The organism is Bacillus kexueae (assembly GCF_022809095.1).
GTDB classification, from domain to species: domain Bacteria; phylum Bacillota; class Bacilli; order Bacillales; family Aeribacillaceae; genus Bacillus_BZ; species Bacillus_BZ kexueae.
Map to the genome: position 1 here is coordinate 120350 of NZ_JALAZE010000005.1, position 26887 is coordinate 147236.

26 protein-coding genes are annotated in these 26887 nt (G+C 38.7%); 9 read left to right on the forward strand and 17 right to left on the reverse strand.

Annotated elements, in window-relative coordinates:
- Positions 1-87: 87 nt before the first annotated feature.
- The gene (locus tag ML543_RS10775) at positions 88-453 is read right to left on the reverse strand and encodes a hypothetical protein (protein ID WP_243387366.1); all 366 of its coding nucleotides are present in this window, start codon (positions 451-453) and stop codon (positions 88-90) included.
- 193 nt (positions 454-646) lie between these two features.
- Positions 647-1129 carry a PaaI family thioesterase gene (locus ML543_RS10780; RefSeq protein WP_243387367.1) on the reverse strand — a complete coding sequence of 161 codons (483 nt, stop codon included), beginning with the start codon at positions 1127-1129 and terminating at the stop codon, positions 647-649.
- A 116-nt stretch (positions 1130-1245) separates the two neighbouring features.
- Here ML543_RS10780 and ML543_RS10785 point away from each other — a divergent pair, with 116 nt between their 5' ends.
- On the forward strand, positions 1246-2151 hold the full coding sequence (locus ML543_RS10785; RefSeq protein ID WP_243387368.1) for a branched-chain amino acid transaminase: 906 nt from the start codon (positions 1246-1248) through the stop codon (positions 2149-2151).
- A 348-nt stretch (positions 2152-2499) separates the two neighbouring features.
- Here ML543_RS10785 and ML543_RS10790 read toward each other — a convergent pair whose 3' ends face one another.
- From ML543_RS10790 to ML543_RS10825, 8 genes are all read right to left on the reverse strand, one after another.
- A complete protein-coding gene (locus ML543_RS10790) occupies positions 2500-2886 on the reverse strand; it encodes a DUF1761 domain-containing protein (RefSeq protein ID WP_243387369.1) in 387 nt (128 codons plus the stop codon).
- 20 nt (positions 2887-2906) lie between these two features.
- On the reverse strand, positions 2907-3833 hold the full coding sequence (locus ML543_RS10795; RefSeq protein WP_243387370.1) for an AraC family transcriptional regulator: 927 nt from the start codon (positions 3831-3833) through the stop codon (positions 2907-2909).
- A 186-nt stretch (positions 3834-4019) separates the two neighbouring features.
- Positions 4020-4907, reverse strand: coding sequence for a TIGR01777 family oxidoreductase (locus ML543_RS10800; RefSeq protein ID WP_243387371.1), 888 nt, complete (start codon positions 4905-4907; stop codon positions 4020-4022).
- 288 nt (positions 4908-5195) lie between these two features.
- The gene (locus tag ML543_RS10805) at positions 5196-6338 is read right to left on the reverse strand and encodes an NRAMP family divalent metal transporter (RefSeq protein ID WP_243387426.1); all 1143 of its coding nucleotides are present in this window, start codon (positions 6336-6338) and stop codon (positions 5196-5198) included.
- A 91-nt stretch (positions 6339-6429) separates the two neighbouring features.
- Positions 6430-7194 (reverse strand): 5-oxoprolinase subunit PxpA, encoded by a 765-nt coding sequence (pxpA, locus tag ML543_RS10810; protein WP_243387372.1) that lies wholly within the window; start codon positions 7192-7194, stop codon positions 6430-6432.
- 3 nt (positions 7195-7197) lie between these two features.
- A complete protein-coding gene (locus ML543_RS10815; RefSeq protein ID WP_243387373.1) occupies positions 7198-8163 on the reverse strand; it encodes a 5-oxoprolinase subunit C family protein in 966 nt (321 codons plus the stop codon).
- On the reverse strand, positions 8141-8863 hold the full coding sequence (gene pxpB / locus ML543_RS10820; RefSeq protein WP_243387374.1) for a 5-oxoprolinase subunit PxpB: 723 nt from the start codon (positions 8861-8863) through the stop codon (positions 8141-8143). Before pxpB ends, ML543_RS10815 begins: the two co-directional genes overlap by 23 nt.
- A 4-nt stretch (positions 8864-8867) precedes the next feature.
- Positions 8868-9611: an IclR family transcriptional regulator gene (locus ML543_RS10825; protein WP_243387375.1), complete on the reverse strand. Its 744-nt coding sequence runs from the start codon at positions 9609-9611 to the stop codon at positions 8868-8870.
- Between the two features lie 164 nt (positions 9612-9775).
- On the opposite strand from ML543_RS10825, the gene ML543_RS10830 reads away from it, so the two are divergent.
- Positions 9776-10822, forward strand: coding sequence for a HEAT repeat domain-containing protein (locus tag ML543_RS10830; protein ID WP_243387376.1), 1047 nt, complete (start codon positions 9776-9778; stop codon positions 10820-10822).
- A gap of 651 nt (positions 10823-11473) precedes the next feature.
- Here ML543_RS10830 and ML543_RS10835 read toward each other — a convergent pair.
- Positions 11474-12391 (reverse strand): aldo/keto reductase, encoded by a 918-nt coding sequence (locus tag ML543_RS10835; protein WP_243387377.1) that lies wholly within the window; start codon positions 12389-12391, stop codon positions 11474-11476.
- A 106-nt stretch (positions 12392-12497) separates the two neighbouring features.
- Between ML543_RS10835 and ML543_RS10840 the strand changes: the two genes are divergently transcribed.
- The 3 genes from ML543_RS10840 (at position 12498) to ML543_RS10850 (ending at position 16411) form a co-directional block, all read left to right on the forward strand.
- A complete protein-coding gene (locus ML543_RS10840; RefSeq protein ID WP_243387378.1) occupies positions 12498-12905 on the forward strand; it encodes a MerR family transcriptional regulator in 408 nt (135 codons plus the stop codon).
- Between the two features lie 298 nt (positions 12906-13203).
- The gene (htpG, locus tag ML543_RS10845; RefSeq protein WP_243387379.1) at positions 13204-15084 is read left to right on the forward strand and encodes a molecular chaperone HtpG; all 1881 of its coding nucleotides are present in this window, start codon (positions 13204-13206) and stop codon (positions 15082-15084) included.
- Positions 15085-15232: 148 nt separating this feature from the next.
- A complete protein-coding gene (locus ML543_RS10850; protein ID WP_243387380.1) occupies positions 15233-16411 on the forward strand; it encodes an L-lactate MFS transporter in 1179 nt (392 codons plus the stop codon).
- 45 nt (positions 16412-16456) lie between these two features.
- Here the strand turns inward: ML543_RS10850 and ML543_RS10855 are convergent, their stop codons facing one another.
- Together ML543_RS10855 and ML543_RS10860 are read right to left on the reverse strand one after the other, a co-directional pair.
- Positions 16457-16990 (reverse strand): GNAT family N-acetyltransferase, encoded by a 534-nt coding sequence (locus ML543_RS10855; protein ID WP_243387381.1) that lies wholly within the window; start codon positions 16988-16990, stop codon positions 16457-16459.
- 159 nt (positions 16991-17149) lie between these two features.
- Positions 17150-17932, reverse strand: coding sequence for an SDR family NAD(P)-dependent oxidoreductase (locus tag ML543_RS10860; protein ID WP_243387382.1), 783 nt, complete (start codon positions 17930-17932; stop codon positions 17150-17152).
- A gap of 223 nt (positions 17933-18155) precedes the next feature.
- Here ML543_RS10860 and ML543_RS10865 point away from each other — a divergent pair, with 223 nt between their 5' ends.
- Positions 18156-18809: a TetR/AcrR family transcriptional regulator gene (locus ML543_RS10865; RefSeq protein WP_243387383.1), complete on the forward strand. Its 654-nt coding sequence runs from the start codon at positions 18156-18158 to the stop codon at positions 18807-18809.
- A gap of 432 nt (positions 18810-19241) precedes the next feature.
- On the opposite strand, the gene rlmD is transcribed toward ML543_RS10865, so the two are convergent.
- Positions 19242-20627, reverse strand: a complete 1386-nt coding sequence (rlmD, locus tag ML543_RS10870; RefSeq protein WP_243387384.1) for a 23S rRNA (uracil(1939)-C(5))-methyltransferase RlmD — start codon at positions 20625-20627, stop codon at positions 19242-19244.
- Between the two features lie 173 nt (positions 20628-20800).
- On the opposite strand from rlmD, the gene fbpA reads away from it, so the two are divergent.
- Complete coding sequence (gene fbpA, locus ML543_RS10875) at positions 20801-20956, forward strand: Fur-regulated basic protein FbpA (RefSeq protein WP_243387385.1); 156 nt, start codon at positions 20801-20803, stop codon at positions 20954-20956.
- 32 nt (positions 20957-20988) lie between these two features.
- On the opposite strand, the gene ML543_RS10880 is transcribed toward fbpA, so the two are convergent.
- The 3 genes from ML543_RS10880 to ML543_RS10890 all read right to left on the reverse strand — a co-directional run bounded on the left by ML543_RS10880 (position 20989) and on the right by ML543_RS10890 (position 25617).
- The gene (locus ML543_RS10880; protein WP_243387386.1) at positions 20989-21930 is read right to left on the reverse strand and encodes a diacylglycerol kinase; all 942 of its coding nucleotides are present in this window, start codon (positions 21928-21930) and stop codon (positions 20989-20991) included.
- A gap of 462 nt (positions 21931-22392) precedes the next feature.
- A complete protein-coding gene (locus ML543_RS10885) occupies positions 22393-24129 on the reverse strand; it encodes an aromatic amino acid hydroxylase (RefSeq protein WP_243387387.1) in 1737 nt (578 codons plus the stop codon).
- A gap of 534 nt (positions 24130-24663) precedes the next feature.
- Complete coding sequence (locus tag ML543_RS10890) at positions 24664-25617, reverse strand: HD domain-containing phosphohydrolase (protein WP_243387388.1); 954 nt, start codon at positions 25615-25617, stop codon at positions 24664-24666.
- Between the two features lie 235 nt (positions 25618-25852).
- On the opposite strand from ML543_RS10890, the gene ML543_RS10895 reads away from it, so the two are divergent.
- Together ML543_RS10895 and ML543_RS10900 are read left to right on the forward strand one after the other, a co-directional pair.
- The gene (locus tag ML543_RS10895; RefSeq protein WP_243387389.1) at positions 25853-26110 is read left to right on the forward strand and encodes a DUF3949 domain-containing protein; all 258 of its coding nucleotides are present in this window, start codon (positions 25853-25855) and stop codon (positions 26108-26110) included.
- 58 nt (positions 26111-26168) lie between these two features.
- Positions 26169-26342 (forward strand): hypothetical protein, encoded by a 174-nt coding sequence (locus tag ML543_RS10900; RefSeq protein WP_243387390.1) that lies wholly within the window; start codon positions 26169-26171, stop codon positions 26340-26342.
- Positions 26343-26887: the final 545 nt, after the last annotated feature.

Below are 26887 nucleotides of genomic sequence, written 5' to 3' on the forward strand. Positions count from 1 at the left end.
CAGCTCTTTTGTCATTGATAAAAGGGTCCACCTAGGCCAGAACTACTTTAGCAAATGAAAAAGAGCGTGGGAAAGCAACGCTCTTTTTTATATCACCATATATTGTAAGAAAAGAATAAGAAGGAATACACCGATTTGAGGGATCGTCTCCTTCAGTATGACCCGATGTTTTCCAATCGTTATGATAAGAAAAACAATAAAACTATTCAAAATGATAGCCATCGGAAAAAATTTTGCAATCCCTACTAATTCCACTACACCTATAGCACTCATACATTGAAGAACGCCTACTAATACAAGTAGCAGTCCCCCTTGATGTATCATAATTCTAGTAGACCCAATTACAAGCTCACTATTATTTTGCTGTAACAACTCTTTTATCTGCACTTTTTCCCCGTATATACTATGCGCAATTCCGATAAACAACGTTAATAATCCTGCTAAAATTTCCATTTCAATACTCCCTTCAACTCTTCCAATCTGTCACTTTTCCATTGCTCTTTACTAATTATACTAAAAGTGGACATAAGAAAAGCAGATGAAGGGATAAATAGGTTCTCTTCATCTGCTTTTATCATTCGTTTTATTAACGTGAATGTTAAACTGAAATACTATGTAAAAATCAATGTTCTCTAATTTCTCTAAACTATTTCCCAAACGTACTCGGCATGACAACCGCAACGACCTCTCCGGTTGCACATAGTGTATCATGCGCATAAACCTCAGTTGTAACTTTCCACTTCTTCGGATGGATTTCTTCCACCTTGCCGACTGCCTTTAATTCCACTTCTTGCGGCGTTGGCTTTAAGAAGTTCACATTTAATGAAGCGGTTACAAATCGTGGCGGCTCTTTTCCATCTTCAAGCTCGTACCCGTTCTTTCGATGTAATGCTAATGCAGCAGAGCCTGTGCCATGACAATCGATTAACGAAGCAATGACGCCTCCATATACATACCCAGGGATAGCTATATGTTCAGCAAGTGGTTTAAAGACCGTAACCGTCTTGTCTCCATCCCAGTTGGTTAAGAAATGATGTCCTTTTTCGTTTAAGCGCCCACACCCATAGCACCAAGCAAAGTCATCTGGATAAATATCTTGCACCCCTTTAGCGACCTTCTCCATGCTCATCCCCCTTTTTCTGAATATTATAACAGAAATCCATTTTACCGTTAAGGTATTGAAACTTCTACTCCTCCCCTGTTTTAGCATAAGTTAATAAAAACTGAAGAATAGGAGAATATTATATGGCCTATATTTTTGATCAAGGTCATTTTATCGACGAACGACAAGCCACCATCAGTGTTAAAAATCGAGGCCTTCAATACGGACTTGGATTTATCGAGGGAATTCGAGCTTTTTGGAATGCAGAGGAACAACAGTTATACCTATTTCGCCTTGAAGATCACTATAAGCGTTTTCACCAATCGGGGAAAATCCTTTCCATCCCTGTCCCGCTATCAGTCGATGTCTTAAACTCCGTTACAATTGAGTTAATGAAAGTGAATCGAATTACTTCCGATGTATATATTCGCCCAATTTGCTTTAAAGGTGAAGAACTTCTCGCGCCTTCCATCATAGATCCATATAATCGGGTTTCTATTTTCCAAGAATCCGTCATTTATTTGCCGAAGCCTGGTCTCGCTGTATGTGTTAGTTCGTGGATTCGAAACGGAAATAATATGATCCCGCCACAAGCAAAATCGACAGCCGGCTATTTAAATTCCGCCCTTGCAAGATATGAAGCAGTACAAAACGGTTTTGACGAGGCGATCTTTTTAAATGAGCATGGTTTTGTGTGCGAGGGGTCAACCGAAAACATTTTTCTAATTAAAGATGGGGTTGTTTATACACCAACGATTGCTGATGGAATTTTGCCTGGCATAACGAGGAATACCGTTATAAATATCGCAAGAAATGAGCTGCATCTTGAAGTAAGAGAGGATAGTATTGCAAGAGCTGAGCTCTACCAAGCTGATGAATTGTTTTTTACCGGTACTGCCATCGGAATTAAACCCATTATCTCCGTTGATCACAAGCCAGTCGGTAATGGAAAACCTAGTTCATTTACAAAACAGATCCAGCAAATTTATGAGTTAATCGTACGAGGAAAATATCCAAAGTATAATCAATATATTACACCCGTTTACTAAAAAGTCGTTACGCTAAAGAACAAAATTGAAAAATAAGAAACATACATGATTTTACACTCACACCCCGGACATGAAAATTTATTCTCCCTGGGGTTTCCTTTCTACCATCTACCTATCATGATCGATTATTCAGCTCATTTTCACAGAAAATGCGGAAAGCGCAAGTCCTTAGGCGAAGGGCGCTGGAGGACCTGCGAGGAGGCTTCCGTCGCCACAGCAGGGCCGAAGAGACTCGAGCTGATGGTGCTTGGAGCTAGACACCCCAAAAAACGGCAAAGAGAATACTTTAACACTTAATTGAACTTAAACTTTCTGTAACAACAAAAAAGGTCTGACATAGTCAAACCTTTAAAACATTGTGTGTAAAATACTTAATATCGTTAAGATGATTACGTGGTCTCCAATAGCAATTAAAAATACACTTTTTTTCATCATTCCGAACATCATATTTTTAAAGTAAGAAAACGAAAGAATGGCGCTTACTATAAGTCCTAATACGACAGCTCCGCTTACCGTTTCCGTACTAGTTAACTCAACAAGAGTGGCCATTAAAATTGAGTTTAAGAATGCTACAGCAATTGCTGACACAAATGGCTTTGCTCCCGCTTCTTTTAAATCGACGTTATTTAACACTGCCCATTTTTTTCCGAATAGGATAGGCGAATAATAAAACGCACCAAAAGCCATATACAATAACCCACCTAGGATGATTGCAACAAAATTGAATTCCATCATCAAATCTACCTTTCTTCGTTTTATTTCGGTTCAATTGGAATTGCAATTCCAGTAATATGAGCTTGGATATGCAGGGAATTGGGAATCGGTAAAATTTCGACAAATTCGACTGGATTCCCAACAAATCGGAACCCACTTTTCGGCAGCCAAATGCTGTACATTTCCGTATAACAATGAATAATATGATTCCGTTGATCGTAACTTAGAGGGTTCTCAAATTCGTATACTGCAAATTTCCCTCCATTAAAGGTTGTCGCTCCCTCAACTGATTCCTTAACGCGAATGCAACAATCGTACCGACATTTCCCTTCTGGAGTAATAAATGGATTGTTACGAGGGTATCCAAAATAATACCCATCCGGCCCATCATACTCTCTTGCTTTCACCCAACGGAACACTTCTTCCCAAGACTCATATACTTCTTCTGTATAATTTCCAATGTGTTGCTTCCATACGTATGAAAAACTCGGAATTTCAATGATTTTAACACGACTCAGGTCAACCCACTGAAATTGATTATACGGGTTACTAATCGGATATTCTTGTGGTTTTCTGCTCATTTGTTTAGAAATCTTGCTATCTTCATAAGCCAGAGGAAACTTTTTTAAGTATTCTCCCTCACGCCAAGCTTTCGGGCTAACATGATACATTTGCTTGAACGCTTGGGTGAAATAAGAAAGTGATGTAAAACCACATTGAAGCGCAATATCTGTAACCGGAATATCGGGCTCATAAATAAGTAAATGCGCTGCCCTCTCCATTCGCACTCTTTTCACATAGGATGCAGGCGTCTCACCTGCAATCTGTGTAAAGACTCGATGAAAGTGAAAGGGCGAATAATTAGATTGTGCCGCTAGTTTCTCAAGCGTTAAATCTTCATCTATATGCTCATCAATATAGTCCATGACAGATTGTACTTGTTCAAATTGGTCATGCGCTTGCTTCATCTTTTGCCTCCTAATTAGACTAATCGTGCTTCTTTATTTTAAACGATTTGGAGGGAGATGATGAATATTTGTAGATCATGTTGCTTTTATCGGGAGACAGAAGTATATCGACTACATGATAAGACGGATAAGTGTCAAAACTCATCCGTCTCATCAATTATGAAAAACAAGGGTGATTATGTTAATCTACTTTTTTAAAATGTCAGTCAGTGCTTTATCGATAGTCGGATAAGTAAATTGGAATCCAGACATTTCCAATCTTTCAGGAATGACCCATCGACTTTTTAATACTAATTCCGTTTCCGTTCTAATAAAAATTGCGCCTAGCTCTAACAGCCAGCTTGGTGATGGAAGTCCAATGGTTTTGTTCATTTTTTTGCGCAAGCTTGTCATGAATTCTCGGTTTGTAATCGGATTCGGTGATGCACAATTAAATACTCCGTTTAAATCTTCCCTCTTATTTAAAAACAGGATGATGTTAAATAAGTCCTCTATGTGAATCCAGCTAAACATTTGATTACCGGAGCCTTGAACACCGCCAAGTCCAAATTTCACAAGATTTTTATAGGGGGTTATAACACCCCCATCATCTCCTAACACAATAGAAATTCTCAAAGCAATTTGTCTCGTTTTTGGACATTCAAATGAAAAAAATGCGTGCTCCCATTCTTTCGCCACATTGACAGAAAATCCCGTTCCAATTTCACCGTTCTCTTCTGTCATCGGTCGATCTTCTGCATGCCGATAAATGGTTGCAGTACTGGAGTTAATCCATAAACGTGGAGGGTTTTGACAAGCATTAATCGCTTCTCCAAGTATTTTTGTCGTCTTCACTCTAGAATTTAATATTTCTTCACGATTCTCTTGATTATACCGACAGTTTACAGACTTCCCAGCTAGATTAATTAGCATCTCTGCATTCTCGAGCGCTTGTATAATTTCATCTTTGTTCTCCCACTTTATGTACGGAGAGTTTCGAGAGATGATGGCTACGTCATATCCCATGTCAGTAAATTTCCGTTCAAAATATTGTCCAATAAATCCTGTTCCACCAGCTATGACTACCTTTGGCATAGAATCACCCACTTTTTAAATAATAAAACGTTTGTTTGTGAAATACTTCACATACATTTTACCACATATATTCCATTTTGTAACCAATTAAGAAAAGCGCAAAAACCTGCGAGGAGGCTTCCGTCGCCACAGCAGGGCCGAAGTGACCCGAGTTGATGGCGCTTGGAGCTAGACACCAAAAAAACTGTAAAGAGAATACTTTAACACTTTATTGAACTTAAACTTTCTGTAACAACAAAAAAGAATCCCTTAGTCTCTTAAACTAAGGGGAAGTTTCAACGAAAGTCACTAGGTAAACAGCTTGGGTAGTTGATTCACTAAAGTATAAATTCCCATGTAAGACATGGAAGCAACAACTAAAACTCCAAATATCGTCATCCAAATCGGGTGCTTATAATCACCAACAATTTTCCGCTTGTATGCGGCAACTAGCATGACACCAAGCGCAATTGGCAAAATGAGTCCGTTCAATGCACCAACTAGAATAAGTATTTTAACTGGTTTCCCTATCGAAACAAACACCCCTGTGGAGATGATGATAAAGCCAATTATAATCCAACGATGAAACGTTTCAAGTTTCGGATGAAAAGTACGAATAAACGAGACGGATGTATAAGCTGCCCCAATCACAGATGTAATGGCCGCAGCCCACATTACGATTCCAAATAGCTTATATCCCATGTCACCTGCGGCTAGTTGAAACACAGATGCCGGAGGATTAGAAGGATCCAATGTTAATCCTTTTGCAACAACACCTAGTGCTGCAAGAAAAAGAACAATCCTCATGAATGAAGCAACACCGATGGCTGTAATAGAACTTTTCGTAACATCCTTTATAGCTTCTTTCCCTTTAATACCTGCATCTAGTAGACGATGACCACCCGCAAAAGTAATATATCCTCCAACAGTTCCGCCCACAAGTGTTACAATCGCGAGCATATCTATCGAATCTGGAACAAATGTCTTAACAGCGGCTTCACCAATTGGCGGCTTCGCGGTGAATAAGACATACATCGTTAATCCAATCATTAGAATCCCTAAAATTTGAGTGAATCGATCCATCGCTTTCATTGCTTCTCTTACAAGGAATATGACAATGGCTACGATGGCACTTATTAATGCTCCAATCTCTGGGGATATTCCAAACAGTACATTCATCCCTAGACCTGCTCCTGCGATATTTCCAATATTAAAAGCAAGTCCACCTAAAATGATTAACCCCGCTAACAAAAATCCTAACCCTGGGAAAACTAAATTAGCAATATCTTGTGCACGACGTTCAGATACCGTAATAATTCGCCATATGTTCATTTGCGCACCTATATCTAGTAGAATCGAAATGAGGATGACAAAACCAAAGCTTGCTGCTAATTGTTGTGTAAAAACAGTCGTTTGTGTAAGAAAACCAGGACCTACCGCTGAAGTGGCCATTAAAAAGATGGCTCCTAAAAACAAACTCAATTTCGAGGACTTCACCGTTATTGTACTCGTGTTACTTTCCACTTTTCTTTCTGCACTCATTTTACTCCCCCTTTATCGACGCGACTTGAACATCTGCCTCTTTCAGTCCTTTTCGAATTTTTTTCGCAAAAGAAAGAGCATGTTCCCCATCCCCGTGTATACAAATTGTTTCAGCTTTAATTTCGAGATCCGTCTCCTGAACGGTGCGTACCCGACCTTCTGTAACCATGCGTATCACTTGATGTAACGCCGTGTCATCATTCGTAATGAGCGCATTTTTTTCTCTTCTAGATGTTAATGATCCATCGTTTTGATAGGTACGATCAGCAAATACTTCACTCGCTGTTTGTAAGCCGATTCGTTCTCCCGCTTGAATTAATTCACTTCCAGCCAGTCCAAATAACACTAGATGATCATTGATGTCATAAACAGCCTTCGCAATGGCATCTGCTAGATTTTCATCTTTTGCTGCCATATTGTAGAGTGCGCCATGTGGCTTAACATGTTGTAATACTCCCCCTTCTGCTTTTACGAAAGCTGAAAGTGCACCAACTTGGTATAGTACCATGTCATATGCTTCCTCTGGCGTAATGGACATTTGCCGTCTACCAAACCCTTGCATGTCAGGGAGTCCCGGGTGCGCACCAATACTCACTCCCTTCTCAAGAGCTAACTTTACCGTTTTACGCATCGTTGATGGGTCACCAGCATGAAATCCGCAAGCAATATTAGCGGATGTCACATAATCTAAAATTTCTTTATCATTTCCTATTTTGTAAACTCCGAAACTTTCTCCCAAATCGCAATTCAAATCGACTTTGTACATTGCTTACACCCCCGAGAGATACGTAATTTGTTTTTTTAATAATTGGATTTCTTTCTCCAACTCAATCAAACACCTTTGTGCATCAGTGAAGGAAAAGTTTTGGAAGGTGATGCGGTCACCCGGTTTTAGTTGTGCTAGCTTGGGTAAATCAACCGCGATAACCTGCCCAATCTTCGGATAGCCTCCTGTCGTCTGGCGATCAGCCATTAAAATAATAGGCTTTCCTTCGGGAGGGACTTGAATGGTACCAAATGTAACCGCACTTGAGATGACATCCTCATCCACACTTCGTTTAAGTAGGTCTCCATCAAGCCTGTAGCCCATTCGATTGGACTGAGTTGTTATGGTATATGACTGTTGAAAAAATTGTCTTTGACTTTGTGTAGTAAAATCTTTGAAATTTTCTCCCCGTATGACCCGAATCGTCTGCTCTTTGTCACCAAAATAACTTTGCAGTTTATAGGATACTCCCCATCTCCCTTCACGTAACTTTTCTCCTCCTAATCTCTTCAAAGGAATAACATCCTCTTTTTGAAGCGCTCTCCCTTTAAACCCACCAACCTTCGCTAACAAATAAGTGGATTGGCTATTCATGATTTTTGGAATATCAAATCCACCAGCGACTGCTATGTACGCCCGACATCCTTTGATACACCGATTAATGGAAAGGGTTTGCCCTTTTTTCACATGAAAGGGTTGCCATAAAGGAACAGTTTGTTCATCAAGTGTCACTTCAAATTCCCCACCGCAAATCGCAATGTATGCATCTTCCTCAAAACGTAAAATAGGACCAAGCATCGTGATTTCCATTGTCGCTTCCGTTTCTTCATTCCCCACTAAAATGTTGGCAATTCGATGAGCAAAAGAGTCCATGGCACCACTGACAATTACCCCATCTCGTTGAAAGCCAATTCGACCTAAGTCTTGAAACGTTGTCAGCAAACCACTACGAAGAACACGTATACCCATGATGCTCCTCCTCTATCTGATTAAACTCTTCCTTTGTAATCGCACGAAAACGAACTTTATCTCCCATTTGAAGTAGGCTCGGTTGGGAATGTTTCGGTCGAAATAGTTCTATAGGGGTCTTCCCGATTAATTGCCATCCTCCTGGACTTTCGATTGGATAAATACCGGTTTGAACACCTGCAATTCCTACAGATCGAGCAGGGATTTTTAAGCGAGGAGATTGTTTTCGAGGTGTCGCTATTTGCTCTGACATTCCTCCTAAGTACGCGAAGCCCGGTGCAAACCCGAGCATATACACTCGATAAATCCCACTTGTATGAATGCTTATCACATCCTCAACTGTTAGTTTGTTATGCCTCGCCACATCTTCAATGTCTGGTCCAAACTCTTCTCCATAACAAACCGGAATGACGATTTCTTTTCCATCTTTGATTTCACTTGTCGTAATGCTTTGTAGCATTTGAATCAATTGTTCACAAACGTTCTCGTAAGGAAGAGATTTTTCATGATAAAAGCTCATTGGGTCAAAGTATATCGTTACACTCGTAAAAGCTGGAACAATTTCCACGATGCCTTTCAAAGGATTTTCACTTAAATACGTTGTTACCGTCCTTACGCGATTGTGAACCTGTTCATCCACTTGATCGCCCAACTTAATTGTTAGACTACTTTCACTCAAAGGGACGAGCTTAAAGTTCATTCCTCTACCCCCTTCTTCCAAGATCCCGTGCTATTTCTTTCGCCGCGTTCATTAAATGCATTCGCAATGATTCAATATAAGCATCCGTAAATCGACTTTCAGGTCCCACAATACTTAATCCAGCTAAAATGTCTCCCTTAGAGTCAAAAATCGGTACAGCCACCGCCGATGAGCCATCTGTTAATTCAGAATGACTAACGCTATAGCCTCTTTTTCGATCGACTTCTAGCACTTTTACTAATTCTTCAGCAGTTCGAATCGTGTTTGGGGCAAATGGAGTGAGAGAAACTGTTTGGAAATACTTCGATTGATCTTCCTGTTCCATAAAAGTTAATAATATTCTTGGACACGCTCCAGCATATAAAGGGGCTCTCCTACCAATTCTTGTGTAAACTCGAATCGGTTCAGAGGTTTCAACCTTTTCAATGTAAATTGCTTCATTTCCATCTTGAATAACTAAATTAACTGCTTCATTCGTTTCGTTTTTTAATTGCTGCATATACGGGTAGGCAATCTTACGAATGTCTAGTCTCTCTGAAACAAGTTGACCAAATTGCATAAGCGCCAAGCCAAGCTCATAATATTCTCCTTTTTTTGCTAAGAACCCTATTTCTACTAAAGATTGAACCATACGAAAAACAGACGTTTTTGGCTGACCGCTCATGTGTACCATGTCTTGCAATGTCAATTGCTCTTTCGATTCGAATAGCTGAAGTATTTGAAGTGTTTTAACGACCGTTTTGTTCATAGTATCCCCTCGTTGTTCCGAATATCGGAATTACCATTCCATTTTTAAATTTTCTTAATATTCATTTTATTCTACACTTTACCTTTTGACAAGAGGCTAGTTAAATAGGATATAAACCCTTACAATGAATAAAGGAACGAATAAATAAGAGAAAGGACGATTTTGTGACATTTCTATCAAAAGTAAAGCCGCACTTACGCCATAAGGACTTATTTGTACAACAGTTTGTTGTTAATTCCTTAATGGATTATCCGAATACACCCGTCGAATGGACGAATGAATTACTACAAGAAGCCATTGAGGTTAAAGAAAAAGAATTCTCTATTTTAATGGGTTTAAACAATCATACCTTTAACGCTCAAAGTCTTTCCCTTTTACAAAAAGGACTAAAACAATCTACAAAAGATAGGGAATTTCTTTACACACGTTTAATGACACGCGTTCCACCCACTATCATTTGGAAGCATAAAGATGAGTTGAATTCAACGATTTCTGAAGAATGGTGGAACATCTATGACATCGTGCTACACGGAGATGAAGAGAAGGTATGGGGAACATTCGGTTTGATCTTAAATAAGCTTGATGAAGAAGGCCCATATAACAATGACCTATATGAGCAAGCAAAACTCCTTTTACAAACAATCGTCCAAAACGGTTGGATAGAAGAAGGAGAAATCGATATTGTTATGAACGAGGAATTAAACAACGATTGGTTTTCTTTTGCTGGTATTCTAATGGTACATGCAATCGGATTACTTCAAATAAAAAGATACATTCCGATTCTTGCTAACTTATTGATTCGAGATGAAGACACCCTTTTAGAGGAACTAACGAATACGTTAGTATCTTTCCAATCGGATGATGCCGTTAAAGCCGTCACACCGTACATCCGACACATTGATTCGAATATTTACGCGATATCTGTTCTAGAAAACACGAAAACAGAGTTATCAGTTCAGACGTTAAAATCAATGTACAATGAAGTAGATGATGAAGAAACAAAAGCACTCATTATCGAAGCCCTTTGTCACCACTACGAAGAGTCTGCTTTTCACTACATTGAAGATTTTCTTTGCAACAACTATGACACATTGTTACTCGATTGGGAAGAACTAGCCTATGGCTTTTTTACACTCATGGAAAAGCCCCATCCACTCCTTAATGAATGGAAGGCCATTGCGATTCAAAAAGAAGCTACCTTTCACAATTAAGAACTAGAGCCGGTCGAGAATTGAACGTAATGATCCGGGTAGAAGGATTAAAAGTGTGGTTTATATAAGAAAGCGCAAAGCGCAAGTCCTTAGGCGAAGGGCGCTGGAGGACCTGCGAGGAGGCTTCCGTCGCCACAGCAGGACCGAAGCGACCCGAGCTGATGGAGCTTGGAGCTAGACACCAAAAAAACTGTAAAGAGAATACTTTAAACTTAAACTTTCTGTAACAATGAAAAAGGAAGCCTTAATCGGCTTCCTTTTTCAATAAGTAGTTCAAGGCTCTACTTATTCAATATCTCCGCTTTCCATACGACCTGTTCATATACGGTAAAACTTTTGAAAAACAAAATTCCACGTGAACACGACTAAACTCCAAATCGTAAGTACTATTCCAAATATCCCTAATCCCTGACTAAGCAACGCTGGCATTGGTGTCGTTTGACTAATAGCAAAGACACTATTTCCGATGAAGAACATAGCTAGTAGGGTAAGTGGTTTTTTCTTCAAAATCTTCACCTCATCAATTCTATATGACGTTATTCTATTTTGATTTCAATTTTGTTTCGCCTATCATTATTATTCATAGAACTGGCGTTATGCACAACAAAAAAAGGCCACACTTCAGAATGTAGCCTTTTCTGTCTAGAACTATTACGGTAAACGATTCCCTGCTGCACGGTAAATTTCGTACCATTCTTCTCGGGTTAATTGTACGTTACTCGCTTTACATATTTCTTTTAAACGATTCAAATTCGTCGTGCCGACAATCGTTTGCATTTTAGCTGGATGTCTTAAAACCCAAGCAACAGCGATTGCTGATTTACTTACACCTTTTTCTTCCGCTATACGAGCTAGCACTTGATTTAACTCTGGAAATAGTTCATTATCAATAAAAATTCCTTCGAAGAAACCATATTGGAATGGTGACCAAGCTTGAATCGTCATATCATTTAAGCGGGAATATTCAAGAAGGTGGCCATCGCGGTCTACCGATCCATCAAATAGCGTGTTCGCTTGAATACCGCTGCTTACCATTTCAGCATGCATAATCCCAAATTGAAGTTGGTTTACGAGTAACGGTTGCTTTACATATTTCTTTAATAACTCGATTTGCATGCTGTTAAAATTACTTACACCAAAGTTGCGTACTTTCCCACTCGCTTGTAGAAGATCAAACGCTTCTGCTACTTCTTCCGGTTCCATCAGTGTATCCGGTCTATGTAAAATCAATAAATCTAGATAGTCTGTTTGCAAACGTTGTAAAATGCCGTCAACAGAGTTTAATATGTGCGATTTCGAGAAATCATAGAATCCTTTGCGAATGCCACATTTACTTTGAATTTGAATGCTCTCACGCATCCCTTTTCTTTCTTGAAGCATTTGCCCGAATAATTCTTCACATTTTCCTTTCCCGTAAATATCTGCATGATCAAATAGCGTAATTCCTTCTTCAATCGCATGATCTACGTACGTCGTCAGTTCTTTTACCGACATGTTATCAATTCGCATGCATCCTAAAACAATTTCAGATGCTTCAAGCGCGGAATTTCCTAATTGAATTTGTTTCATCTTTCATTTCCTCCTTACCATAAATTGAGATAATAATAGTCTCTTGATATAATCACTTTAATTGTTAAAGTATACTTTAAGACAATACCTTTCGGAGGATTTTTTCATGACGTATTCGATAAAAGAAGTTTCAGAGATTACAGGGCTACCCTCTTCAACATTACGGTACTATGAGAAAGAAGGGCTAATTCCTGCTGTTGACCGTAATGACGCTGGCGTGCGCGTATTTACAAATGAGGACCTTGAATGGATCTCCATAGTCACATGCTTGAAAAATACAGATATGCCCATACGAGAAATCAAAACCTTTGTGGCTCTTTGTGCACATGGAGACGAAACGTTAGAAGAGAGAAGAAAAATTGTCCTGAACCATAAAAAGAACGTCGAAAACAAAATCGCCAAGCTTCAATATCACCTCGAACATATTAATTTTAAAGCGGATTATTATGAAGCCGCTTGTAAAGCTGGAACTGAGTCTGAATTAAAAAAGGTTAAGTATCCAGACCCGTTTTAAGAAAAGCGCAAAGCGCAAGTCCTTAGGCGAAGGGCGCTGGAGGACCTGCGAGGAGGCTTCCGTCGCCACAGTAGGGCCGAAGCGACCCGAGCTGATGGCGCTTAGAGCTAAACACCAAAAAAACTGTAAAAAGAACACTTTAACACCTTATTGAACTTAAACTTTCTGTAACTACAAACAAGGTGCAGGACCCACATATTGACTTTAAAATTAAAATTATGGTAAATAAAAATTAGCACTCCATCACTAAGAGTGCTAATCTCTTTTCTAAAATGTAACTACGAAAGGAGCTCATAAAATGACAAAAAAACAATTTAAAGCAGAGTCTAAAAGATTATTAGACTTAATGATTCACTCCATTTATTCGAATCGTGAAATTTTCTTGCGCGAACTCATTTCAAACGCAAGTGACGCTATTGATAAGATTTATTACAAAGCTTTAACAGATGACAATCTTATATTCCAAAAAGACGATTACTACATAAAGATTGTACCTAATAAAAAGAACCGTACGTTAACCATTATCGATACGGGTATTGGGATGACAAAAGAAGAGCTTGAAAATAATCTTGGCACAATTGCTAAAAGTGGCTCTCTTGCGTTCAAAAACGAAACAGAGCTAAAAGATGGCTATGATATCATCGGCCAATTCGGTGTCGGTTTTTATTCAGCCTTCATGGTCGCAGATGTCGTAACCGTCATCTCCAAAGCACTTGGCGAAACAGAAGCTTACAAATGGGAGTCTTCTGGTGCAGACGGCTACACGATTGAACCATGTGATAAAGAAACGGTCGGTACTGAAATTACGTTAAAGCTGAAAGAAAACACAGAAGAAGAAAATTATGAAGAATACTTAGAAGAATATCGCTTAAAATCCATCATTAAAAAATATTCGGACTTCATTCGCTACCCAATTAAAATGGACGTAACAGAGCACAAGCCGAAAGAAGACAGCGAAAATGATCACGAAGAAGTAAAAGTTGAACAAACCATTAACAGCATGGTGCCAATTTGGCGTAAAAATAAAAACGAGCTAACAGATGAAGATTATGAAAAATTCTACGCAGAAAAGCACTACGGATTTGATAAGCCATTAAAATCAATTCACGTGAGCGTAGACGGTGCCGTTCGCTACAATGCAATTTTGTACATTCCTGAGGCGATGCCTTTTGATTATTACACAAAGGAATTTGAAAAAGGATTGGAGCTTTACTCAAGCGGCGTTTTAATTATGAACAAATGCCCTGACCTATTACCTGACCATTTCAGCTTTGTAAAAGGTCTAGTCGATTCAGAAGACTTATCGTTAAACATCTCACGTGAAATGTTGCAGCAAGACCGTCAACTTAAGCTAATCGCAAAAAACATTAGCAAAAAGATTAAAAATGAATTAAAAACCTTGTTGAAAAACGATCGTGAAAAATACGAAAAGTTTTATGAGTCCTTTGGCAGACAGTTAAAATACGGTGTGTATAGTGACTTCGGCGCGAACAAAGAAGCATTACAAGACTTGCTTCTATTCTATTCATCTCAAGACAAAAAGCTAACGACACTAGATGAATATGTGGAAAGAATGCCTGAAGACCAAAAGTATATTTACTATGCGACAGGTGAATCGATTGATCGTATTGAAAAACTTCCACAAACAGAGCTTGTATTAGACAAAGGGTATGAAATCTTATACTTCACGGAAGACATCGATGAATTTGCAATTAAGATGCTCATGTCTTATAACGAAAAAGAATTTAAATCGGTTTCAAGCAGCGACTTAGGATTTGACGAAGCAGACAGCGAAAAGAACAATGAAGCAGAAGAAAACGAATTTAAAGCACTATTTGATGAGATGAAAAACATCTTAGCAGACAAAGTAAAAGAAGTAAGACTTTCCAAGCGTTTGAAATCTCACCCTGTATGCCTAGCAACAGACGGAGAAATCTCCATTGAGATGGAAAAAGTGTTAAGCGCAATGCCAAATAACCAAAACGTTAAAGCGGACAAAATCCTTGAAATCAATCCGAAGCATGACGTTTTCCACTCTTTAAAACAAGCATACGAACAAGACAAGGATAAGCTAGCGCTCTATACAAACCTTTTATACAATCAAGCCCTTCTCATTGAAGGATTACCAATTGAAGACCCTGTTGAATTCACCAACAACATGTGCAAAATCATGGTATAAATAACTCGGAGGCGTTCATAATAAGGACGCCTCCTTTCTTTTTCACCCCAAGCATAACTTGACATCCCTCCCCTTGTGATATACCCTGTTTTTGATAAAAATACGGCAGTGTTTGAGCGAGCCTCAAACCGAGTAAAGGAGAATTTATGTGAATCGTTGGTTGGTCGTTTTTGGATCTATTTGTATTCAACTGAGCCTTGGAGCCGTTTATGCGTGGAGTTTATTTAATCAACCACTAGCGGAAACATTCGGTTGGTCGATAGACGATATTGTGATTACGTTTTCCATTACGATTGCGACTTTCGCTTTCTTCACCATGATTGCAGGAAAGCTTCAAGATAAAATTGGCCCAAGATGGGTCGCCTCCATTGGTGGTTTCCTCCTTGGAACAGGCCTTCTTTTATCTAGTCAAGCTTCTACATTAACGGAATTGTATTTATATTACGGTTTAATTGGTGGAGCTGGAATTGGAATGGCTTATGTTTGCCCCATTGCCACATGCGTGAAATGGTTCCCTGAAAAGAAAGGATTTATTAGCGGTATTGCCGTTGCTGGATTTGGAGCTGGTGGCTTAGTTTTCAAACCCATCATCTTAGCGCTAATGGAGAGCTTCGGTGTATCCAATACGTTTCTGTATCTTGGCATTATATATATTGTTCTTGTCGTAGGGGGAGCACAATTTTTGAAAAACCCTCCCGCTTATTCAACAGGAGATGAATCCCATTCAACTACTTCTCAAAAAGATTTCACCACAAAGGAAATGCTACGTGAGCGTTCTTTCTATGCACTTTGGATCATGTTTTTAATGGGATGTACGTCTGGATTAATGGTCATAAGCTTCGCTGTTGATATCGGTGTACAAATTGCGAACTTAACAATTGAATCAGCAGCGACCGCTGTCATGGTCATTGCTATCTTTAATGCAGGTGGTCGGATCATTTTAGGGACGCTCTCTGATAAGTTTGGCAGAAAGCCTGTACTCAGTGCCATGTATATTTGCTCTAGTCTTATTATGTTAGGAATGAGCCTTATTCCTATGAGTTACCTGCTATTTTTACTGTTCGTATCTCTTATTGGATTTAATTTCGGTGGTTTTTTAGCGATCTTCCCATCCATCACAGCAGAATTTTACGGGACGAAAAATATCGGTTTAAACTATGGTCTTATGTATCAAGCGTACGGAGTAGCTGCTTTTGTCGGACCATTTATTGCAACGACATTCGGATTTACCACAGCCTTTTTAGTCGCTGTTGCCCTAAATATTGGTGGGGTTCTCGTGGCTACTCAATTAAGAACGCACTCTTATACTACTGTTTCGGGAAGATAACGTGCTGTTTTAGTGCCTGCTCATAAAAATGGGACAGGCACTTTTTTAATGTGTATATTCCATTAACCAGCAATCTCGATATTCTCCTTCATGGAGTTCACGCTTTAGTAATCGCTTCACTTTTTGAAAACCACATTTTTCATAACAATGAATGGCTCTTGAATTGGTTATTTGGGGGTCCATTAAAATTCTCTCTGCTTTTTCGAATGTTGTTAAAAAGTCGATCATAGCTGTTACAAGTTGCGTCCCAATTCCTTTATTCCAATAGTCTACTTCCCCTATAAATTGATCCATGCCATAAAGAATTTCATTCGAATGAATTAAGCCATAATCCTCTTTACAATTACTATCTAACTTATAAAATTGAACGTATCCTATTGGCACACTATCATATTCAACGATACAGCCCGTTTCATGCCCTTTTTGAAGATAGAAGGTGCTTTCGACTTTTTCTAAATCAAACATTCTATCTCTTCCTTCATAAAACTTTAGAACTTCCGGAGTCGATAACCATTTAACTAGAAGATGCCGATCCTCCCACTTCAGCTTTCGAATAAACAACCGATGAAAACGATACATTTTCCCCACTCCCTCCCTACATCATTAATCCAAGCGTACATAAAACACCTGCCCCCAGATTACTCTTAACATAAGGACAGGCACTTTTATTGGAAGTTCATTCAGGGTGTAGTCATTGAGTATATTATTCATCGACCGAATATGACCATACCATTTATACTATTCCTTTACCTCTTGCATTTGACGGACTTGTTTCAAAATCATTTTCTTCGGTAAAACAGGGGCCATTCCCATAATCATTCGTTGACTAAACGTAACCCCAGCGATCACATTTAACCGTCCATCTATCATTGCTTTATATCCGTCTCTTGCAACATCCTTCGGCTCAAATGCCCTTTCAAATAAACTCGTTTTATCCATTCCCGATGTTTTCGCAAATTCTGTTTCCGTTGCTCCAGGTAAAAGAGCCGTTACCGTTACATTTGTATCATGTAATTCTTCGGCAATCGCATTACTAAATGACGTAACATACGCCTTCGTTGCATAATAAACAGCTTGTAAAGGTCCAGGCATTAATGAGGCAGTCGATGAGACATTCAAGATTTTCCCTTCATTACGTTTCACAAAATCCGGTAAGAATAAGCGAGTGAGTGCCGTTAAAGCTAATATATTTAGTTGTATCATTGCTAAATCCTGCTCCCACGCACGCTCGTGAAATTTTCCTCGTCCCCCAAATCCGGCGTTATTGATTAAATAATCAATTTCAATCCCTGCTTCTTTTATTTCTTGATAAATTTCCTTTGCAGATTCTAATACCGTTAAGTCTTTCACAATGATTTTCACATCAACATGATATTTCTGTTCGAGTTCCTCTTTTAGTTCTAAAAGCTTATCTTCCCTTCTCGCAACTAAGACAAGATTGCCTCCTTCTTTAGCATGAATTCGAGCCAATTCCTTCCCAATACCACTAGAAGCGCCAGTAATAAGTGCTGTTTTTTTCATGTCTCAATCTTCTCCTTTTATCACCTTTAGATTATTCTTATCACATCAGAGTTAGTTACACAGTGTCACTTACAAAGTAATTATAAGTAACAACTTGTAACTTTTCAACCTAAAAAATAAAGACCACTCATTTAAATTTAGATCCCTTCCTAATTTTAAGTTTCAATTTGTTTCTTAAACTGCGAGTATGTTATAATAATTCAGTTAAAGTGAGGTGGAAATTATGTCTTTTGTGCGTGCAAGAAATGACGAGAATAAGAAGGTTCGACTAGAACAAATTAAAGAGGCTGCCCTTAAACTGTTTGATGAAATGCCTTATCACGAAATTACATTGTCCAAGGTTGGGAAAGAAATTAACTTTACACGGGCCAATTTATATAAATATATTTCAACTAAAGAAGATATCTACATTTTGATCATCATGGATGAGATCAATCGGGTTATCGATGATATGGAAAGCTCTTTAGTCCAAGCTGATCCATTAGACACCTACACGCTAGCACATCAATGGGCTAACATTTTAAACAACCATCCAAGATATCTTAAACTGTTCTCACTTTTGTTTACCATGCTTGAGCAAAACACAACGCTTGAAACATTAATCGAGTTCAAAAACTACTTAGCTGTAGTAAACGGACGAATCTTGAAAATATTAAAGCATAATCTACCGGAGTTTGACGATCAAGACCTAGCGAAGTTAATGGATATGGCATTCTCCTATATCATCGCTCGGTACCCATTGTGTAATCCAAGTCCTGTTCAAATTGAAGCGACAAAGCTTTCGGCTTATAATTACGAATTCCCTAATTTTGTTGAATCCTTCTCAGAAGCACTCGTTTATCTTATCAACGGGATGAAGCTAGAGAAAATTAAATAAGCGAAATAGGAAATGCATAAAGCGGCCCCCCATCGGAGAAGGGTGCTATGCGCTAGAGTTCAAATCCTATAAATTCATATATAAGAAACATACATGATTTTACACTCACACCCCGGACATGAAAATTTATTCTCCCCGGGGTTTTTTCTTTCTATCATCTACCTATCATGATCGCTCATTCAGCTCATAGGTAATTTTTATTTTCACAGAAAAAGCGCAAGTCCTTAGGCGAAGGGCGCTGGAGGACCTACGAGGAGACTTCCGTCGCCACAGCAGGGCCCAAGCGACCCAAGCTGATGGCGCTTGGAGCTAGACACCAAAAAAACTGTAAAGAGAATACTTTAACACTTTATTATACTTAAACTTTCTGTAACATTGAAAAAAGCAGATGAAAGATACTCATTTTCTCTCATCTGCTTTTTGGCTATTTTTTTAACGATTGATTAATTCAAGGCTTGCAACCGCTTCGCAGTGCATAGTATGAGGGAACATGTCTACAGGCTGTACTTCCTTCGTTTGATAACCACCTTGTTCTAAAATAGCAATATCCCTTGCTAAGGTTGCGGGATTACATGAAACGTAGACGACTTTTTTCGGCTTCATTTGTAAAATCGTGTGAAGCAACGTCTCATCACAGCCTTTGCGTGGTGGGTCGACGACAATGACATCGGCTTCAATGCCTTGTTCGTACCACTTTGGAATAACCACTTCTGCTTCACCAACGGCAAATTCAACATTCGTCATCCCATTTAACGATGCATTACGTTTCGCATCCTCTATCGCTTCTGGTACAATTTCAACTCCGTAAACATGCTTTGCTTTTTGAGCAAGGAACAATGAAATCGTACCGATTCCACAATACGCATCAATGACTGTTTCCTCGCCTGTTAAGTTTGCGTACTCCAATGCCTTTTCGTATAAAACTTTCGTCTGCTCTGGATTGACTTGGTAAAAGGAGCGTGCCGATATCGCAAACCGAATGTTGCCAATGTAATCATAAATGTATTCAGATCCCCATAACACTTTTGTTTCGTTCCCAAAAATGACATTTGTTCGCTTGTCATTAACATTTTGAACGATTGATTTAATATGTGGGAATTTCTTAGTGATTTCAGACAAAATTACTTTTTTGTTCGGGAAATCGTGAGTACGGGTAATAAACACCAGCATCGTTTCTTTCGTTACGTAGCCGTGGCGAACCATTATATGGCGTAACCATCCTTTATGACGCTGTTCATCATATGCCCGAATTCCGTGCTGTTTGCATATTTCTTTTACCCCTCGAACAACGTCATCGTTAATGGAATGTTGGATTAAACAACGTTCCATATCAATAATCTCATGGGAGCGCTGTTGATAAAAACCTGCGATTAAGCCCCCCTCACGTTCTCCTACAGGAACTTGCGCCTTATTGCGATAATCCCATGGGTTTTCCATGCCAAGTGTTGGGTGTACTGTTACTTGATTTATATCTACTTTCCCTATACGTGCAAAAACTTCTTTTACATGTTTATGCTTATGGTGAAGCTGACCGCTATAACTCAAATGTTGGAGTTGACAGCCTCCACACTGCTTATAAATAGGACATGGAGCGTCCAAGCGGTGTTCACTCTGTTCATACAACTCGATCAGACGACCGAAACCATACCCTTTCTTTACTTTGACGACTTTTATTTTTGCTCGTTCACCAGGAAGCGCGTTTGCGACAAAAACAGGAAAACCTTCGACCTTTGCCACACCAGCACCATCATGCGTCAAATCCTCAAAAACGACGTCATAATATTCATTTTTTTGAACGGGTGGTAAAACCTTTGCCATAATCGCTTCTCCCTTATCTTAATATGCTTAACAGATTGTATCATACAACCTCTTCTAAACCAATACGGTTACGATGTGAAATGAATGTAAATAATACGTAATGGAAGTGAAATGTTAATTGGGTAACATTTTCACATAGTGAATCGTCTACTGTTTTTGAAGGAGTGATAACAATGGAACAAAGCTTCAAAGATTCACTCATTGAACAAATCATCACAAAAGGTATCTACAAAGCTGACAACGGAAAGCAGCTATACGAATTAAATGTCATTGACTTATTAAAAATCGTGAATCAGTTTGAAGATACATATCAATATTATTCAAATTAAAATGAGCAGCAGCTGCTGCTCATTTTCGTCATTTATAAATACTCGGCTGAACCTTCCTTCGTAATAGGGGCACATTGTTTCGCTTTTTCAGGAGACATAATCACCTCAATATGTTGGAAAAGATTTTCAAATTCTCCTGGTAAAAGCCCCCCGTACTCGCCATCTAAATTTAATTGCATCTTATCTTTATTCTTTACTTTTACTCGATTGGCTTTCGTATAAATGACATGATTGTCATGAATATGTTCACCACGTAATGCAAGGCTTGCTATTCGAATGAATTCAGCCACGTTTGTTTTCTTTAAGATCATTAAGTCGAACATCCCATCGTTTAATTGGGAATCAGGTGCTAGCTTTTCGAAACCACCTACAGAATTCGTCAGAGAAACTAAAAATAACATCACTTCTCCATGAAACAGCTTACCATCGTATTCAATTTCAACTTCCGTTGGTCGAATGGATGGGAGCATCTCAATCCCTTTTAAATAGTACGCCAGTTGACCGATCGCTGTTTTCAGCTTACTTGGCACTTCGTACGTAAGCTCCGTTAAACGACCTCCTCCGGCAATATTAATAAAATAATGTTCATTTACTCTTCCGATGTCAATCTTTCGCTTCACACCACTTAATAAAGCGTCCACCGCATGTAAGATGTTATCGCGAGGCATTCCAATGGCGCGGGCAAAATCATTTGTCGTACCAACAGGAATGACTCCTAATGTAGGTCGATAGGGCATTTGTGCAAGGCCATTAACGACTTCATTTACCGTCCCATCTCCACCTGCTGCCACGATTAAATCATAGCCACGTTCTGACGCACACTTTGCAGCTTCAATAGCGTCACCCTCACCAGTTGTAGCATGACAAGATGTTTCATATCCAGCTTGCTCAAACTTTTGTAACACCTCTGGCAATTGCTTCTTAAACGCTTCTCGACCAGATGTTGGATTATATATAATTCTCGCTTTTTTCATTTTGCATCATCCTATATAGATAATGGAAATTTATACTACTCTCTTTTATTCACAGAAAGATATTATAATACAAATTCACTTCTATCACAAAACATTTCTTCTTCAAGCTTAAGCGTTTACTTAACAATATACAAGTTGTGGACAAAACATGTCATACAAATTTCATGTACGAAACAAGCTTCTTTCTCATTATATCCAAACGAAATAAAGCATAAAAAAGTTTCACATAATAAGTCTCTTTTGTGAAGTCCTTATACATAGTTGCCTTCAAAAACATTTAAAAAAATGAATACATGGCCCCCTCGGTGTGTACCTGCGGGTCTCGACCTTTTCTCTATATCCCGCAGGAGTCAATTGTCCTCTGCTTCATTATATAGAGTAAAACTATTCGTGAACAAAGGACTTTTAGACAACTAAAAAGAGCAAACCAACCAAAATTTTAGCTAGTTTGCTCTTCTTTTGTTAGATAAGCTTTAGTCCACGATCAATCAAAACAGGATATTCATCATTTACATGTTTAATTTTTTCAAGCTGTTGACGCAGTAGCTTTTGTTGATCAGATAAGATATTTTTCTCCGATAAAAGTTCAAGAATTTCGAGTCGGAGAAGCCAGTCGTTCGGAAAATCTGTCGTTAATGTATCAATAATCGTCAATAAAGTAGATTCTATATTGTTAACGCTTTCATTTTCGCGAATGTTTCGTACTGTGCCATATAATTTTTCTAGAGGAGTGTGAGGGGTGTATTCTCTTTTCGTAATTGGCTTTTGTTCCACTGGTTCAAGATCTGCATAGAACTTCTCATTATCTGCCGCACCAGCAAAGACAGATGTCACCTTCTCTCCAATTACTAAATCGTACAGTCCCCACTCCGGTTCAAACAACATTTCATCTCCCAGCTGCACGGTACAGTCCGTTAACTGAATGATTAAAAGGCGACCATCATTCCGAACAAAGTTTGTTGGAACTCCACCTATTTGAACACCACTTAAATACTTAAGCGATAGTTTTTTCCCCACTTCTACCCCGTATTGCGCTAACTGTTCATCGGACATTTTTTCGTAATCAGCAGGTAGTGAGACGATTTTTCCAATCGGTGCGCCAAATCCATCTTGATGTGTTTCTTTACCATGCCCATTTATTTCTTCCCTTTGATAAGCTAAGGCACTAGGTCCATCCGTTTTTAAGTAAATGGCTTCACCATTCTCATCTTTCCATATTTTTTTCAAAGTACCGGTTAATTGCAAACCTGAACTAAATTCATATGTCGCTGTTCGGTTGGAGCGTAGAGCTTTTTCTAGACTTTCCGTCCCGCCAACAGTATAAGCCATACGCTTCGAAAATTCCTTCACTGCATCGATAAGCTGATCAAAACTTTCACATACAAAAAGCTGTGGTTGAGGCTTTGTTATATCGAAACCGGTTGAAATGACTTTTTCTAAGTCAAATGGTATTTTTTCTACCTCATCCGTCACACTGTTCCGTCCTTCTTGAACAGACGATAATAGTCCTGCTCCGTAAATTTTCGGGTTCTCTATAGTTCCGATTAAACCATATTCAACCGTCCACCAATAAAGACGTGAGATTTGTTCAGCCTCAGATAATTCAGTTACAGCCTTTTGTTTTTCTTCAAAGTTCGCTTTCGCTTGTTCGATTTCTTCTTGTGTAGCCGTTCCACTTTCGAGTAAATTTGAATATGTTCGAACCGCTTCAAACAGTTCATGCTCTTCTTTCGTTGCTAATGCTTTCGACCCTATCTCGCCAAACAGCTTCACATATTCCGAGAACTTCTCTTCACAAAGAATGGGTGCATGCCCTGCAGCTTCGTGAATAATATCAGGTGCCGGTGTGTATTGGATATTTTCTAACTTACGAATATCGGACGCGATAGGTAGAATTCCATGAGCTTGAAAATCAAAAAATACAACACCAGGAATAAACCCATCAATATTGGCCGCTCCCCACCCAAACGGCGCTAATGCTTCGTTCATTTCATTCACATTTGGAATTTTTTCAATGGCAATTCCAGAAGCTTTTAAACCGGACGTATAAGAAGGGTGGGCTATGTCCTTTAAAAAGTTATGATTTTGTCTCATAACATACCGCCAAACGGCTTGATTAATAGGCGTATACTTTTCATATTGTTGATCTACTACATACTTCTGTAGATGCTTAGGAATCTTTCTTACCATTTGTTTCATTTCTCCAATCCCCTCTCCTTTACTACCATAATATTTCCCCTTTGTTTCATAACCCCCTACGTACATTTATTTCAACAAAACATTCTTCATCCCCTACTCACTTTACGTATATTTTTTACTGAATATTATTATTCTAGAAACATAGATTAACGTATTGCTGTAGTAAAGGAATACACCGTGAAATCGTCAATCTTTTTAAGAACTAATAAGAAACATACATGATTTTACACTCACACCCCGGACATGAAAATTTATTCTCCCCGGGGGTTCCTTTCTACCATCTACCTATCATGATCGATCATTCAGCTCATAGGTAATTTTTATTTTCACAGAAAAAGCGCAAGTCCTTAGGCGAAGGGCGCTGGAGGACCTGCGAGGAGGCTTCCGTCGCCAAAGCAGGGCCGAAGCGACCCGAGCTGATGGCGCTTGGAGCTAGACACCAAAAAAACGGTAAGAGAATACTTTAACACTTTATTGAACTTAAACTTTCTGTAACAATAAAATAAAAAAACCTTGAACAATGTTCAAGATTTTTCAAGCGCTTTGATGAACCGTTTGTTTTAATTGAATAAAAGAATCTACAAGCTGTGGGTCAAAGTGCTTACCGCGATTTTCATTTAATAAAGAAAGGGCGCGTTCCGTCGTCCACGCTTCTTTATAAGAACGCCTGCTTGTTAATGCTTCAAACACATCTACAATGCCAACAACTCTCGCCTCAAAAGGTATCTTATGCCCTTTTAACTGATGAGGGTACCCTGTTCCATCCCATCTCTCATGATGATGCAAAATAACATTATGAGCCACTTTAAAGCTTTTTTGAAACAGGTCAAGATCAATCTCTTTCGAAATTTTATTCAACATATCCACACCACTTAACGGATGTGTTTCAATAATCATTCGCTCATACTTCGTAAGTGCCCCCGGCTTATATAAGATACCTTCTGGAATGTTCGCCTTCCCGATATCATGGAGAATACTGGAGTGAATAATATTGTCCATATATTCTTTATCAAGATTTAGCTGGCACCTTTCGTTGTGAAAGTGAATGAGTTCTTCCGTTAAGCTTTGCACACGCATAAGATGGGACTCAATACTCGGATCACGAATTTCGCACGAGATTGCTAAAACTTTTAAAATATCTTTTTTAACTTTCCGAATTTCCCCTTCCGTGACAACGGAATGAACGTCTCGGCAAATACCGATAAAAAAGGTTTCACCTTCGCCCTTTATCGGTGTAAACGTAATAGATATTTTTCGAAGCTCTCCATTTTTCTTTCGAATGTAAAATATTTGTTCCCGCGAATGCTCAGTGAAGATGTTGCTGTCTGCCTCTAGGCTAATCCACGCTAAATTTTTTTGACTGACATCTTGCCATGAGTATCCTGTCATATGCTCAAACGCTTCATTCAATGCCATGATTTGCTTTTGATGATTAATAACAATCACAGCATCCGCTAATTGCAAATAAGGTTTCAAAATTGGAATCACTACTCTCCCCCCTTACCATAACGTAATCTCTCCTTATTGGTTGTGCATATATCAGGGGTCTACTCATATCTTATATCGGATTAAACTCAAAAAGCTGTAGGATTGATTAATTGTCATAAAACTGACGATATTGACTTAATCAGCAGGAGATTAATTAAAAAAACAAAAAGAAATAGAAACTTTTCCCATCCTTAGTTCGTAAATAAAAATAGAAAAAGAAAAAAGGATGATGCATATGGAACCTTTGATTTTTGTTTTAGTCATTTACATAGTGATTATACTCATCTACGTACCTGTTCAATATAAATACATAGAAAGCTTAATTGAAATGCAAAAAAGAAAAAAACTTAAACAAGGCGACCTCTACGACGATTTACCCGTTCAAGATCAACTCGTTCATTCCGCACTTCAAGGAGGAATTCTTTTCCCTGCTAATGCGATCGCTTATTATCTTTTTAAAAGAAAGCAGAAGAAGTCAACGAATAACGTTTAACTTTCATTAAAGATATTGATGAGGAATCTAGATAATACGTTAGGAAAGGACTTTGTAAATGCGGATAATTATGTTGTTTATAAGTTTAGTTTTCGCAAGTGGCTGCTTAGTAGCTAATCAATCGACAGAGCCCGAATATGACAAACGCTTTCTAAATATTGGCGTTATCGGGGAAGTACCAAATAAATCTTTTACGAATGTTTCCTTTGAAAAGTCGAACCAACAGCTTTAAAAGATACCTCCGCTAAGTACGATGCATTTTTCATTACTGACTACTATTTTGATGAGTTATCTAAGGAAGAGTGGAAACCAATCTTCTCAAAAATCCCCACTCCAGTCTTCTTTATTAACTTAGATGTAGAAGCATTCATCTATCGTGTAGATGGCATGACGTATGAAAACGCCCCGGAAGCGACAATGCATACGAAAGGATTTGTTTCTAACACCGATGGATCTATACAAGGATGGGGCTACGGTAACCCTAGCACATCTACTAACGTTAACGACACTCCTGAGTCAATCTTTCACTTAATCTTTCGGGACATAGAACAATTTTGGAAAACGAAGGAGAACCTTGTAGGGCATTCGATTTGAATGCTCTATTTTAATTAAAGCTCTTAAGTGAAGTTGCACCTAATATTCAGCCCTTTATGTTTATTCCACAAACTTCACTCTACTTTGTTCTGTAGAGCCTAATCTGTATCGTAACTGTTTTAGAGTTCTTAGCTTCACGTAATTGATGAAAACACAACCTTAATTAAAGACTTGTTTAAATCT